Genomic DNA, 12,769 nt, shown 5'->3' on the forward strand with positions numbered 1-12,769 from the left:
GCCGCTCAGCGCGCGCGGCGCAGGACGAGGAAGTACTGGTGCGGCAGGAGCGGGCGATCGGCCACCAGGCGCAGCCCCGCGCGCCGCGCGTCGCGCAGGAAGCGCGCGCGGGGGATGCGGCGCCTCGGCGGCGGGCCGAACTCCGTCTCTTCGTCCCAGTCGATGTTCACGACGCGGGCGTTCTTCGGCAGCTCCGCGACCAGCCGGCGCAGGAACGCGACGCGCCCGTGCATGTGGTGGTAGGCGTTGATGAGCACGGCCACGTCACAGCGGCCGCGCGGCAGGAGCGGGTCGTCGTGGCGGCTCAGCACCGGCGTGACATTTCGCGCGCCTGTGCGCGCGAGTCGACGGCGCAGCACGTCCAGCACGGCCGCCTCGGGATCGACCGCGTAGACGTGACCGGACGGGCCCACCGCGCGCGCCAGCCGCGGGGTGAAGTAGCCCGGGCCCGAGCCGATCTCCGCCACGACCTGGCCGCGGCGCAGCCCGAGCGCCCGTACGAGGACGGCGGGCTTCTGCCAGGTCGCCCGGCGCGGGTTCAGTTGTCGGCGCAGCGCGCCGGCCAGCTCTTTCGGCGTCATGGATCTCCTCTCGCGATCGTCGGTATGTTGGAACGGGGTCGCCCTATTTGGCACGCGCCGGGACGCGCCGTCAAGCGACCTCTTCGCGGCCGTGGTATCGTTCCTGTGCGGTCCAATCCAACGCGCGGCTGGAGGCACATGATGGAGCTCTACGACGTGATGCGCGCCACCTTCGCCGCGCGCGAGTTCACGGGCGATCCGCTGCCCGATGAGGCGCTCGGCAAGATCCTCGACCACGCCCGCTTCGCCCCCAGCGGCGGCAACCGTCAGGGCTGGCGCGTCGTCGTCGTCCGCGATCCCGCCACGAAGCGCGCGCTGGCGGAGCTGAGCGGGTTGGCGGCCAAGCGGTACGCCGCCCAGGTGAAGAACGGCGAGAACCCCTGGAACACCATCGACCCGCCGGGCGTGGACGCCGCCACCATCGAGCGCACGGAGCCGCCGCCGCGCCTGACGGAACCCATCGCGAAAGCGCCCGTCGTGCTGGTCATCTGCGTCGATCTCAAGGTCGTCGCCTCGATGGACCAGGACCTCGAGCGCATCGGCGTCGTGAGCGGCGCGTCGATCTACCCGTTTGCGTGGAACATCCTGCTGGCCGCGCGCCACGAGGGGTTCGGAGGCACCATCACGACGCTCGCCACCGCCCAGGAGCCGAAGGTCCAGGCGCTCCTCGGCATCCCGAAGCACGTCGCCGTGTGCGCGGTCATGCCCCTCGGGCGGCCCGTCCGCACGTTGACGAAGCTCAAGCGCAAGCCGGTGGCCGAGTTCGCGATGCGAGAGCGCTGGGGCGGGCCGTGGCTGTGAGCGCGCGTGGCTGAGCCCGATCGGATCGCCGAGTTTAAGGAGGTTGCCGAGATGATGCCGGACGATCCGGTCGTCCGCTTCGGCCTGGCTGCCGCGTACCTCGAGGCCGGCCAGGCCGAGAATGCAGTCAGGGAGTACGAGGAAACGATCCGGCTCAAGCCCGACTACTCCGCCGCCCATCGTGGTCTCGGCCGGGCGCTCGAGCGGGCCGGACGACGCGAGGAAGCCCTGGCGGCGTACCGGAAGGGGCTCGAGGTAGCGGCGCGGACCGGCGACCTCCAGACGAAGAAAGAGATCGAGGTGTTCGTCCATCGTTTGGAGACGACGACGTCAGGAAACTGAGAGGAGGACCCGATGAGCGTGACCATCCTGTACAAAGAGCGGCCGCCGTACGCCGCCGCGGCCACTGCGGAGGGCGGGGACCTGTGGGTGCATGCCCACGAGCTGCCGGCGGCCACCGGCTGGGAGCTTCGGCCCGAAGGCGCGTGTCGCGGCGACGTGTGCGTGCCCATTCCCCGGGGCCGGGAGGCCGAGTTCGTGCGCGAGCGCCCCGCGCGCTTCAATCTCGCCGCGCTGGCGCGGCTGCTCGCGGAGCCCGTGGTCCACGAAGACGCGCACGGCGTGTGGTCCTTCGGAACCGCCGCCACGCGCCTCGATGACATGCAGTCGCTCCGGGCGCCCGATTTCACGCTGCCGGATCTCGAGGGCCGTCCGCACGCGCTGGCGGACTATCGCGGCAAGAAGGTCTTCCTCGTGTTCTGGGCGTCCTGGTGAGGGTGCCGCTTCGACCTGCCCGTGTGGCAGGCGCTCTACGATGAGCTGAAGGCGCGGAACTTCATCGTCATCTCGGTCGCGCTCGACAGCGGCGGGCCCGCGAAGACCGAGCCGTGGATCAGCAAAGCGAAGGCGACCTATCCGTCCCTGATCGACGAGCGCCACGTGACGGCCGAGCTGTACGGTGTCGTGAACGTGTCCTCAGCAGTGTGGATCGACGAAGCCGGGCGGATCGTGAGGCCGACCGAGACGGCGGGCTCGAGTGACGCGTTCCGTACGGAGCTGGACCGCACCACCAAGCAGATGAGCGCTCTAGGCATGGCCGAGCGCGAGCGCATACAAGGGACGTATCTCAATGCGCTGCGCGATTGGGCCGTCACCGGGCCGGCGAGCCCGTACGCGCTGTCTCCAGCCGCGGCGCGCCGGCGCCTGCCGCTCCCGGCTTCGGAACACGCGCTCGCGGCGGCCAACTTTCGCCTCGGCCAATACCTCCACGCGAGCGGACACGCGCAGGCGGCGGCGCCATACCTGGCGGAGGCGCGCCGGCTGCATCCCGAGAGCTGGAGCTACCGGCGACAGACCTGGGAGCTGGAGGAGCCGGGCAAGGCGGGCGGCGCAGAGTTCTGGGCCGCCGTGGACGCTCTCGGCGATCGCCCGTACTATCCGCCGACGGTGCTGGAGCCGTAGCGGGCGAGCGCGCGCGCTCAGTCGGCATCGCCCGGCCGGGCTCGCCAGCGCTTCACGGCTCCGCGCAATTTCTTCCCGGCGAGCCGCCGTCGCCGCGCGCCCGCCGTCGGCGCCGTGTGGACGCGCCGGCGCGGCGCGGTGAGGGCGGTCCGGATCAGGTCGGCGACCCGGGCGCGGGCATCCTCGAGGTTGCGCGCCTGGTTGCGGGTCGCCTGGCTCGTGATCACCAGCCGGCCGTCGGCGTCCAGCCGGTGGCCCGCCAGCCCGCGCAGCCGTGCGCGGGCGGCATCGGAGAGTCCTTCGACGCCCGCCAGGTCCACGCGCAGGTCGATCTTGGTCGCGACCTTGTTCACGTTCTGGCCGCCCGGCCCGGAGGCCCGCACGGCGTGGACTGTCAGCGCCGACGGCGGAACGCGCACCGTGTCCGTCACGACGATCGCCTCGCTCATGCCGCCATTGTAGCGGAAGCGCCTGGGCCCGGCGGTTTGACCCGTCCCAGCCGGTCTGGCACCATTGCTCAGTGAGGATCGAGCTGACGCGATGACCGACAACATGCCTGGACCGACTTCGCACACCTACTTTTCCCAGCGCCTGCGTCTGCACTACGTGGACTGGGGCAACGCCGGCAAGCCTCCGCTGCTCCTGCTCCACGGCGGGCGCGACCACTGCCGGAACTGGGACTGGACCGCCGCGGCGCTCAGGAACGACTGGCACATCATCGCGCCGGACCTTCGCGGGCACGGCGACAGCCAGTGGTCGCCCGACGGCACCTATACGATGGCCGGCTACATCTACGACCTGGCCCAGCTCGTCCACCAACAGCGGCTGGCGCCGGTCACGATCATCGCGCACTCCCTCGGCGGGAACATCGCGCTCCGCTACGCCGGCATCTATCCCGACACGGTGGCGAGGCTGGCGGCCATCGAGGGGCTCGGCCCGCCGCCGCGCGTGCTGGCCGAGCGGGGCGCCAAGACCATTGCCCTACGCATGGACGACTGGATCAGTGAGCAGCGCGGCCTCGCCGGCCGGACGCCCAGGCGCTACGCCTCGATCGAGGACGCCTTCCGCCGCATGCAGGAGGAGAACCCGCATCTCTCCGCGGAGCAGGCGCGGCACCTGACCGCCCAGGGCGTCAACCAGAACGAGGACGGCACCTACAGCTGGAAGTTCGACAACTACGTGCGCGCCTGGCCCCCCTACGACATGTCCGGCCGGGACATCAAAGACCTGTGGTCGCGGATCGACAGTCCGACCCTTCTCCTGTACGGGAAGGAGAGCCAATCCGGCAACCCGGCCGAGGATGGCCGTGCCGCGCCGTTTCGCAACGCCACCGTCCTCGGCATCGACAAGGCGGGGCATTGGCTGCACCATGACCGCTTGGACGAGTTCCTCCGGATCATTCGCGAGTTCCTGAAGGACTGATCAAAAGGAGCGGTGATGAGCACGATGAAGGCGGAGCCGATCGCCGGACCCGAGGCGTGGCTGGGCGCCGACATGGCGCGATCCACGGAATGGATCGGGACCGTGTCCGCCCGGGCGGTCGCCGAGCTGGATGCGGCGCTCCGCGGCCTCGAGCGCCGCGGCCTCGCCTGGCCGCGCTTCGGCTGCGACGACTTCCCGCTGCCGACGTTCTCGCGCGAGCTGGGGAGCGTCCTCGATGAGCTGGAGCGTGGGCGCGGCTTCGTGCTCCTGCGCGGCATTCCCGTCGGCCGCTACGCGCCGGACGAGCTGAAGAACCTCTACTGGGGCCTCGGCGCCCACCTGGGCCGCGCCCGCTACCAGAACGCGCAGGGCGAGCTGATCGGCGAGGTGCGGGACGAGAATCGGCTCTATGGACAGGTCCGCGAGGTGTCGATGGACTCAGCGCTCGGCCGCTCCTCGCGCTCGAAGGCGCGGTCGGCCGGGCCGCTGCGCTTCCACACCGACCGCTGCGACCTCGTGAGCCTCCTGTGCGTGCGCACGGCACGCGCCGGCGGTTTGAGCCGGATCGTGAGCGCGGTGAGCGTGGCCAACGCGATCCTCGCCCGGCGGCCCGACCTCCACGCCCTTCTCTGGCAGGACTACTGGCGGAGCCGCCAGGGCGAGGAGGACGGCGGCGAGCGCCAGACCTACGCGCTGCCGCTCTTCGCGATGCACCAGGGCAAGTTCACCACGCAGTACTCGCGGACGTTCGTGGAGGCCGCGCAGAAGCTGCCCGGCGTCCCGCGCCTGAGCGCGGCCCAGGAGGAGGCGCTCGACTTGCACGCCGAGGTGTGCGAAGAATTGGCCTTCACCATGGAGCTCGAGCCCGGCGACCTCCAGCTTCTCAACAACCACGTCATCTACCATGGGCGCACGGCGTATGAAGACGCGAACGGCCCGGACGGCGACCGGCTCTTGCTGCGCCTCTGGCTCGCGCCGCTCAACAGCCGCGCGCTGCCGCCGGGCTTCGAGACGCTCTGGGGCACGACGGTGGCGGGCGCGCCCCGCGGCGGCATCGCCCAGCCCGTGCCCGCTCAGAAGGAGACATGTTCATGACCTATCGACGCGCGCTTGTCCTGATCCTCGTCACCCTCGTGCTCGTCCTCGCCGTTGCGCCCGGGAGGGGACTCGCCGCTCCCGAAGGCCAGCTCATCTGGGGCGTGCACGTCTCGCTGGCCCCGACCTGGTTCGAGCCCGCCGAGACCCCTGGCATGATCACACCCTTCATGGTGCTCTACGCGCTGCACGACGCCATGGTGAAGCCCATGCCCGGCCAGCCCACGGCGCCGAGCCTGGCCGAGTCGTGGTCCGTTTCGAAGGACGGCCTCGTCTACGAATTCGTCCTCCGCAAAGGGGCGCGATTCCACAACGGCGACCCCGTCACCGCCGAGGACGTGAAGTTCTCCTTCGAGCGCTACCGCGGCAGCTCCAACAAGATGCTAAAGGAACGGGTGGTCGCCGTGGAGGCGCCCGATCCCGTGCGAGTCCGCTTCCGTCTGAGGCAACCGTGGCCCGACTTCCTGACCTTCTATACGAACGCCACGGGTGCGGGCTGGATCGTGCCGAAGAAATACGTCGAGAAGGTGGGCGACGAGGGCTTCAAGAAAGCGCCGGTAGGCGCGGGGCCCTACAAGTTCGTGTCGTTCACCCCCGGGGTCGAGCTGGTCCTCGAGGCCTTCGACCAGTACTGGCGGAAGTCCCCCAGCGTGAAGCGCCTGGTCTTCCGTGTCATCTCCGACGAGTCCACCCGGCTGGCCGCGCTCAAGCGCGGTGAGGTGGACATCGTCTACTCCGTGCGCGGCGAGCTGGCCGAAGAGCTGCAGCGGACGGCAGGTCTCACCCTCAAGCCCGCAGTCATCCAGGGCACGTTCTGGCTCTACTTCCCCGACCAGTGGGATCCCAAGTCGCCGTGGTACGATCGCCGGGTCCGGCTGGCCGCGAGCCTGGCCATGGATCGTCCAACCATCAACCAGGCGCTGACCCTCGGGTATTCCAAGCTCACCGGCAGCATCATCCCCAGCTCGTTCGACTTTTTCTGGCAGCCGCCGGCTCCCGTCTATGGCGCGGCCCGAGCCAAGCAGCTCCTCGCGGAGGCCGGTTACCCCAGCGGCTTCGATGCCGGCGACTACTACTGTGACGCCTCCTACTCCAATCTGGCCGAAGCTGTCGGCAACAATCTCCAGGCGGCGGGGATTCGCGTGAGGCTCCGCCCGCTCGAGCGGGCGGCGTTCTTCAGCGCGTACTCCGAGAAGAAGCTCAAGAACATCATCCAGGGATCGAGCGGGGCGTTCGGCAACACCGCCACGCGCCTCGAGGCCTTCGGCGTTACAGGAGGGGCCTACGCCTACGGCGGATACCCGGACATCGACGGACTGTTCCAGGAGCAGGCGGCCGAGCTGGACCGGAAGCGCCGCGAGGCGACCCTGCACAAGATCCAGCAGCTCGTTCACGACAAGGTCATGTACGCGCCCATCTGGGAGCTGGCCTTCCTGAACGGCGTGGGGCCGCGCGTCCAGGAGTCGGGCCTCGGCCTCATCTCCGGCCACGCCTACTCGGCGCCCTACGAGGACGTCACGCTCAAGGCGAAGTAGGCCGCGAGCCGCTCAGCCCTGGCGGCGGAGCTTCGGATCCCAGGCGTCGCGCAGCGTGTCGCCGAAGCGCGTAGGCGACACGAAGGCCATGATCAGACCGGCCGGGGCCGGCGAGCACCGACGGCGGGGTAGCTGGCGCCGAGAGCACCGCGCGGAGCGCATCGATGATCCCCCGGCCGGGCCAGTCATCAACTGCGATCTTGCGCCGGCGACCGCGAGGCAGTCAAGACGCGTCCTGCAGGGGCAGAGTCCAGATGACGACCACGCCCGGATACGGGCCGCCTCCAAACGGACGCGCCAGGTACGCGTCGATCTGATCGCCCTGGTGCCCGCGCATGTACACCGTTTCGGCAAGGAGCGCTTCGTAGGCCATGGCCGTCCTCCTCTACGACTTTTTCCGGTGCCGCATGATACTCGAAGATGACCGTACGCTTGGCTGTCAAGACGTGGCAAGGTTGGAAGCGCCTCCGACACCCCACCAGGGAGGACCTGATGACCACTCGCCCCGCCGTCACCCCCGCGCTCCTCGAGGAATACTGCACGCGGTTTCGCAACTGGGGTCGCTGGGGTGCCGAAGACGAGATCGGGACGCTGAACTTCATCACGCCCGAGGTCATCAAGCGGGCGGGCCGCCTCGTGCGACAGGGCAAGGTCATCTCCTGCGCCCTCAACTTCGACACGAACGGCCCGCAGACCGGCGCCTTCGGCCGGGTGAACCCGATCCACAGCATGGTGGCCACGGGCACGGACCACGCGACGGGCCGGCAGAAGCTGGCGGGCTTCGACACGCTGCCATTCGGCTGGGGCTTCGCCGACGACCAGATCACCATGTTCCTGCAGTGCGGGACGCAGTGGGACGGGCTCGGCCACATCTTCCACAATGGCAAGATGTACGGCGGGCGCGATGCGAGCCTGGTGTCGTCCACCGGCGCGGCGCGTAACGGCATCGAGCACTACAAGGACAAGATCGTCTCCCGCGGTGTCCTCCTCGACATCGCGCGGTTCAAGGGCGTGGACGCGCTCCGGCCGGGCGAGCCGATCTACACCGAAGACCTGGATGCGTGCGCGGCCAGTGAGCGCGTCACGATTGAAGCCGGTGACATCGTGCTGATCAGGACGGGGGACGTGGGCCGAAGAGTCCGGGAGCGGAGCTGGGGGACCTTCTCGGCCGGCGACGCCGCGGGCCTCTCATTTCTCACCGCCCCGTGGCTCCACGAGAAATCCGTCGCGGGAATCGCCACCGACACCTGGGGGGCTGAGGTCCGGCCCAACGAGTTGGCCGGCGCCTTCCAGCCTCTCCACCTCGTAATCATCGTGAACATGGGGCTGCTCGTCGGGGAGATCTTCGACCTCGAGGCGCTCGGCGCCGACTGCGCGGCGGACGGCGTCTACGAGTTCATGTTCGTGGCCCCGCCGTTGCCCATCACCCGCGCGGTGGGCTCCCCGATCAATCCCCAGGCCATCAAGTAGCGATGGGCTTCGGGACCTACTATTTCTTGCAGGCGGCGCCGGGGATGACCCACGCCGAGGTCATCCACCGTGAGCTCGACGAGATGCAGTGGACGGAGGAGCTGGGCTTCGACGAGGTCTGGCTGACCGAGCGCGTAGGCGAGATAAAGGCCATTCTCAGACCGGGCCGGGGCCGGCGGACACCGACGGCGGGGTGGCGGGCGCCGAGAGAACCGCGCGTCGCGCATCGGTGATCCCCCAGCCGGGCCAGTCAGCAGCTACGAGCTTGCGCCGGCGAGCGCGGGGCAGTCAAGACGCGTCCTGCCGGGGCAGCGTCCAACCCCGAGACTGGGCGGATTACTGATGGGAGGGGGCGGCAGCGCGCAGGGCGGCCGACGGCGGGGCCGGCCCCGGAGAGTCCGCCGGGTGGAGCAGGCCCAGGGGCGCGAGGATCGTGCCCACCACGGCCGGGGCCTCCAGCGTGGCGATGCGCCGCACCCGGCGGTGCGGCTTGGCCTAAAACTCTTGCGACTTGCCGCGCGCGCGCGTGAGCTTCACGACGCCGAAGCGGTCGTGCACGTGCAGCGTGAACGTCTCGGCCTCGCGATAGACGCGATAGCACCGCTTGCGCCCGCCGTCCGTGACGTTCCACGTGCGGCAGTAGAGTCCCTCGGGGGTGATGCGCCATCGGCCGATGTCGAAGCCGGATCCCAACGTGGAGTACACGATGCCGTCGGGAGCGATGTAGAGCCGCAACCCGCCGACCCTGAACGTGTTGCCCGGAAGCTCGCCGTGGAGCTCGGTGGCGGTCAGCGGTGGTTGCTGAATTGCCTTCGGGGCCGCGCCGGGCGGCGGCGACGTACAGAAGGGACGAATCGCCTCACCCGCGAGGATCATCGAGTCGACGTCGTAGTTGTGGCCGTCGCTGAAACGGAAGGCGGAGACGCCGTTCGGGAGCAGCGCGACGAGATTGCCGCCGTATCCGGCCATGTACGGGATCTGGAAGAAGCAGCCGAGATCGGTGCGATACGGCACCGACCAGAACGACAGGTGGTACCGCTGTTCGCCGAATAGGTTGCTCCGGAGTGTCGGGAGACCCGTCGCCCGCGTTCGGTACAGGGCTTCGGCAAGCTTCGTCGCGCTCAGGATCTGCTGCCCATCGTGCCGGCCGCCGTTCTGGAGGAGCGTTGTCAGCTTCGCGATGTCGTCGACGGTCGGATAGAGCCCGTACCCGAGCAGCGGAATCCCGCGACTCCCGTCACTCTCGCGCGTGTGCATCGTCGGCAAGTGCAAGATCCCGATTGGCCGAAAGACCTCGTCGACGACCATGTCCCAGAGATGCGCGTTCGGCCCCGCCTTCTGCTTGAGAAACGCGTCCATCGCCGCCGCGAGCACGAACGTGACCGTCGAGTTGTAGCGGACGACTTCGCCGCGCGCCCACGGATACTTCCCGTACGAGAATCCACGGTCGAGCTTCGCCTGCGCCGTGGGCGCCAATACCCACTCGATCATCTTCGGCTTGTTCTCGTCGGGTTCAGGATCCAGCCAGTCACGCTGCGGTCCGTTGTCTCCGATCGGCGCAGCCATGCTGAGCGCGTCCGCGAACGTGACGTCGTTCCATCCATCGTGCGTGGCTGTCACCTTCACGTGGTCCGCGATCTTCAGGTCGAACACGCCGTCACCGTACTTCTGCGCGAGGCGCAGCAGCGCGACGCCGGCGCCGAGGGATTTCGTGACGGAGAACACCCCGTGGCGCATGTGACGGCAATACGGATACGGACCGGAGCGCGTGGTACAGCTCTTCACGTAGACGGTGCCGTCGATCACGAGGCCGTTGGCGCTGATGTCTTCGGGGGCGGCATCGCCGTCGAACGCGTCGAGCCGCGAGTCGCGCGCGGACACGGGCAACGACGCCCACGGCTTTATCGGAGCTTCGAGTCGCCGCTCGGTCTCGAACTCGGCGCGCAACGCCACCTCCTCGGCGATGGCGCCCGGGGTGTAGGTCATCGGTCCCTGGGCCCAGAAGTCGTCTCGCGCCCACTCCTTGGTTTCCTGGGTGAATTGGACCCTGAGATGCGACACGCGCGTGTCGTCGAAGAGGAACGTGGCGAGACCGTTGTGTGTGCCGTTCGTGATCCGATCGACGACCACGAACGGGAAGGAGGCGCGCGACATGCCCCGATCGCCCGGCTCGGACCACACGCGCCCCGGGGACACGATGAACGCCAGCGGCAGCTGCGCCGTGGCGCCCGGCGACGACATGATCGTCCGTACGACCGGGACCAGATGATCGCCGTGCGTGAAGAACGCCGCGCTGAACCCGGGGCCGGGAGTTGGAAGACCGGCGCAGCCCTTGTGCGCGCTGAACGATCGGCCGGCGCCGACCGTGAGCGTCCCCCGCAGCGAATGTCGGGCGGGCGCCGGGGGACCCACCGGCATGAAGTAGTCGTTGTGCACGGGACCGTCGCCCACGTATCGCGAGGCGAACAAATCGTCGGCGGTGACGCGGTCGCGTGGGCCTCCCACCGGTGGAGGCGAGAGGTCGGCGAGGAGCGGCGGGCATCCGACCTGGCTCACGTCCATCACGCGGGTGAGCGTCACGCGGCCTTCCGTCGGGCCCCTCTTGAACACTCCCGCAAGTCCGCCGTCGGCGAAGCGATAGGTCAGGTCAGGCTTCTCGACGGTCGGAAGCTGGAAGCGAAGCACGCCGTCGACGATCCGGCCCGACGCGCGCCAGGAGCGAGGTTGCCAAGCCGCCCACGGTTCGTGGGTGCCGAGGCTGTAGATCACACGGGCGAAGCCGTTCGGAAAGACTTCCTCGACGACGAGCGTGTGGCACTGCGCGTCCGCGCCGGTGCGATCCTTCCAGGCGCCGTTCCACGCGCCGGAGAACCGTGAGACATCGGGCGGGACGTTCGGAGACGGCGGGACAATCCGCGTATCGGCCGGCAGGAGCGTCTCCTGGCGGCACCCCTTCGCGTCGGCCGGGCTCACGGTGAGCGCGAGCACGGCGGCGAGCAGGAGGCCGCCTCGGAGACGCCTGGGCGCGTAGATGGGATGAAGCGGCTGGCCTCTCGCTTGACGTGGTGGCATAGACTGCCCCACAAGAGCACCCCGCGGTCAACGCCGCAAGAAGGGAGAGGCCAGCCATGGACCATATTGGCATCGACGTCCACAAGAGGGACAGCCAGATTTACATCCTCGCCGAGGGGGGTGAGATCATCGAGCAGCGGATCCGCACCGAGGGCGAGCGCTTCGCCGCCGTGCTCGGGGCCCGGCCCCGCGCCCGGCTGCTGATCGAGGCCTCGACCGACAGCGAATGGGTCGCCCGGTGTCTCGAGGCCCTCGGCCACGAGGTCATCGTCGCCGACCCGAACTTCGCCCCCATGTATGCGACGCGGTCGCGCAAGGTGAAGACCGACCGGCGCGATGCCCGGGCCCTGGCCGAGGCCTGCCTGCTCGGCGCCTACCGCCCCGCCCATCGCCTCTCCGATCCCCAGCGCCACGTGCGAGGCCGGTTGGGGGTGCGGGACGCCCTGGTCCACACGCGCACGCGCTACATCTCGGTCATCCGGGCCCTGCTCCGTCAGCACGGCTACGGCGTGCCCTCCGGCAGTGCGGAGCGTTTTACCGACCGCGTTCGGGGCCTGCCCCTGCCGGGCCGCTTGCGCTCGGTGGTCGCGCCGCTGCTCGCCGTCATGGGTCCCCTCAACCAGCAGCTCGCGTACTCGGACGCGACGATCGAGCACCTCGCCGTCCAGGATCCCCGCGTGCCGCGGTTGCGGTCCGTCCCCGGCGTCGGCCCCGTCACCGCGGCCGCCTTCCTCGCTGCGGTCGACGACGCCCAGCGCTTCCACCACGCGCATCAGCTCGAAGCCTATCTCGGCCTCGTGCCCCGCGAGTACAGCTCGGGCGAGACGCAGCGCCGCGGCCCGATCACCAAGGCCGGGCACTCGCGCCCCCGCTGGCTGCTCATTCAAGCCGCACGCTCGATCCTGCGCTGTCGGCCCCCCGCGGCCGAGGCGCTCTGGACCTGGGCCCTGCGCATCGCCACGCGCCGGGGCAAGCACATCGCCGTCGTCGCGCTGGCCCGCCGCCTGGCCGGCATTCTCTATGCGCTCCTTCGGGATGGGACGGTGTATGCGCCCCGCCCCACGCGACATCATCCGGACCCGGTCGCCGCGCTGCACGCGTGAGGGCCGATGGGACTGACTGAACGGTGATGGTGTGGTGAGCCTCGTGGTCTCTCGCAGGTTCGACGGGTGGGTGAGCGCGAATGTTGAAGTGGCCGCTGTTGCAGGGCCGCAGGATAGATGGCGCCCCCACCCTTCGAATCCCCCTATGCGCCGGCGAGTGCCCCTCGCCCTTGACGAGCGCGAATACAAGGCTGACGGAACCTCGCGAGACCAGAGCCCACTGCCCCAT

Annotated in this window: 13 protein-coding genes; 9 read left to right on the top strand and 4 right to left on the bottom strand. The window is 69.5% G+C overall.

The window, feature by feature from the left end:
- Window positions 1–5: 5 nt before the first annotated feature.
- Window positions 6–581: a class I SAM-dependent methyltransferase gene (locus VGV06_04025; protein HEV2054326.1), complete on the bottom strand. Its 576-nt coding sequence runs from the start codon at window positions 579–581 to the stop codon at window positions 6–8.
- A 141-nt stretch (window positions 582–722) separates the two neighbouring features.
- Here VGV06_04025 and VGV06_04030 point away from each other — a divergent pair, with 141 nt between their 5' ends.
- From VGV06_04030 to VGV06_04040, 3 genes are read left to right on the top strand one after another with little or no spacing between them, the layout of a single operon-like run.
- Window positions 723–1,382: a nitroreductase family protein gene (locus tag VGV06_04030; protein ID HEV2054327.1), complete on the top strand. Its 660-nt coding sequence runs from the start codon at window positions 723–725 to the stop codon at window positions 1,380–1,382.
- A gap of 6 nt (window positions 1,383–1,388) precedes the next feature.
- On the top strand, window positions 1,389–1,724 hold the full coding sequence (locus VGV06_04035) for a tetratricopeptide repeat protein (GenBank protein ID HEV2054328.1): 336 nt from the start codon (window positions 1,389–1,391) through the stop codon (window positions 1,722–1,724).
- A 12-nt stretch (window positions 1,725–1,736) separates the two neighbouring features.
- Window positions 1,737–2,843: a ResA-like WAxxUGC motif-containing protein gene (locus VGV06_04040; protein HEV2054329.1), complete on the top strand. Its 1,107-nt coding sequence runs from the start codon at window positions 1,737–1,739 to the stop codon at window positions 2,841–2,843.
- 17 nt (window positions 2,844–2,860) lie between these two features.
- Here VGV06_04040 and arfB read toward each other — a convergent pair whose 3' ends face one another.
- On the bottom strand, window positions 2,861–3,292 hold the full coding sequence (arfB, locus tag VGV06_04045) for an alternative ribosome rescue aminoacyl-tRNA hydrolase ArfB (GenBank protein ID HEV2054330.1): 432 nt from the start codon (window positions 3,290–3,292) through the stop codon (window positions 2,861–2,863).
- 91 nt (window positions 3,293–3,383) lie between these two features.
- Here arfB and VGV06_04050 point away from each other — a divergent pair, with 91 nt between their 5' ends.
- Genes VGV06_04050 through VGV06_04060 form a run of 3 tightly spaced genes read left to right on the top strand, consistent with a single transcriptional unit; the run spans window position 3,384 to window position 6,895 of the window.
- Window positions 3,384–4,265 (top strand): alpha/beta hydrolase, encoded by an 882-nt coding sequence (locus VGV06_04050; protein ID HEV2054331.1) that lies wholly within the window; start codon window positions 3,384–3,386, stop codon window positions 4,263–4,265.
- A 15-nt stretch (window positions 4,266–4,280) separates the two neighbouring features.
- The gene (locus VGV06_04055) at window positions 4,281–5,360 is read left to right on the top strand and encodes a TauD/TfdA family dioxygenase (protein ID HEV2054332.1); all 1,080 of its coding nucleotides are present in this window, start codon (window positions 4,281–4,283) and stop codon (window positions 5,358–5,360) included.
- Window positions 5,357–6,895 (top strand): ABC transporter substrate-binding protein, encoded by a 1,539-nt coding sequence (locus tag VGV06_04060; protein HEV2054333.1) that lies wholly within the window; start codon window positions 5,357–5,359, stop codon window positions 6,893–6,895. The genes VGV06_04055 and VGV06_04060 overlap by 4 nt, the downstream gene beginning before the upstream one ends.
- A 223-nt stretch (window positions 6,896–7,118) precedes the next feature.
- On the opposite strand, the gene VGV06_04065 is transcribed toward VGV06_04060, so the two are convergent.
- Entirely contained in the window at window positions 7,119–7,268 is a 150-nt protein-coding gene (locus VGV06_04065) for a hypothetical protein (protein ID HEV2054334.1), read from the bottom strand.
- A 119-nt stretch (window positions 7,269–7,387) separates the two neighbouring features.
- On the opposite strand from VGV06_04065, the gene VGV06_04070 reads away from it, so the two are divergent.
- Window positions 7,388–8,365: a cyclase family protein gene (locus tag VGV06_04070; protein HEV2054335.1), complete on the top strand. Its 978-nt coding sequence runs from the start codon at window positions 7,388–7,390 to the stop codon at window positions 8,363–8,365.
- A 2-nt stretch (window positions 8,366–8,367) separates the two neighbouring features.
- Complete coding sequence (locus VGV06_04075) at window positions 8,368–8,598, top strand: hypothetical protein (GenBank protein ID HEV2054336.1); 231 nt, start codon at window positions 8,368–8,370, stop codon at window positions 8,596–8,598.
- Between the two features lie 262 nt (window positions 8,599–8,860).
- Here the strand turns inward: VGV06_04075 and VGV06_04080 are convergent, their stop codons facing one another.
- Entirely contained in the window at window positions 8,861–11,353 is a 2,493-nt protein-coding gene (locus VGV06_04080; protein HEV2054337.1) for a serine hydrolase domain-containing protein, read from the bottom strand.
- Between the two features lie 140 nt (window positions 11,354–11,493).
- On the opposite strand from VGV06_04080, the gene VGV06_04085 reads away from it, so the two are divergent.
- The gene (locus VGV06_04085) at window positions 11,494–12,540 is read left to right on the top strand and encodes an IS110 family transposase (protein HEV2054338.1); all 1,047 of its coding nucleotides are present in this window, start codon (window positions 11,494–11,496) and stop codon (window positions 12,538–12,540) included.
- Window positions 12,541–12,769 lie beyond the last annotated feature (229 nt).

The sequence above is a fragment of the Candidatus Methylomirabilota bacterium genome, assembly GCA_035936835.1.
Taxonomy (GTDB): Bacteria; Methylomirabilota; Methylomirabilia; order Rokubacteriales; family CSP1-6; genus AR37.

What these genes read in the sequence shown, in the direction of transcription:
- VGV06_04025 (HEV2054326.1), bottom strand. Translation starts at nt 581, where the DNA reads ATGACGCCGAAAGAGCTGGCCGGCGCGCTGCGCCGACAACTGAACCCG.
- VGV06_04075 (HEV2054336.1), top strand. Translation starts at nt 8,368, where the DNA reads ATGGGCTTCGGGACCTACTATTTCTTGCAGGCGGCGCCGGGGATGACC.
- VGV06_04065 (HEV2054334.1), bottom strand. Translation starts at nt 7,268, where the DNA reads ATGGCCTACGAAGCGCTCCTTGCCGAAACGGTGTACATGCGCGGGCAC.
- VGV06_04055 (HEV2054332.1), top strand. Translation starts at nt 4,281, where the DNA reads ATGAGCACGATGAAGGCGGAGCCGATCGCCGGACCCGAGGCGTGGCTG.
- VGV06_04085 (HEV2054338.1), top strand. Translation starts at nt 11,494, where the DNA reads ATGGACCATATTGGCATCGACGTCCACAAGAGGGACAGCCAGATTTAC.
- VGV06_04070 (HEV2054335.1), top strand. Translation starts at nt 7,388, where the DNA reads ATGACCACTCGCCCCGCCGTCACCCCCGCGCTCCTCGAGGAATACTGC.
- VGV06_04050 (HEV2054331.1), top strand. Translation starts at nt 3,384, where the DNA reads ATGACCGACAACATGCCTGGACCGACTTCGCACACCTACTTTTCCCAG.
- arfB (HEV2054330.1), bottom strand. Translation starts at nt 3,292, where the DNA reads ATGAGCGAGGCGATCGTCGTGACGGACACGGTGCGCGTTCCGCCGTCG.
- VGV06_04060 (HEV2054333.1), top strand. Translation starts at nt 5,357, where the DNA reads ATGACCTATCGACGCGCGCTTGTCCTGATCCTCGTCACCCTCGTGCTC.
- VGV06_04030 (HEV2054327.1), top strand. Translation starts at nt 723, where the DNA reads ATGGAGCTCTACGACGTGATGCGCGCCACCTTCGCCGCGCGCGAGTTC.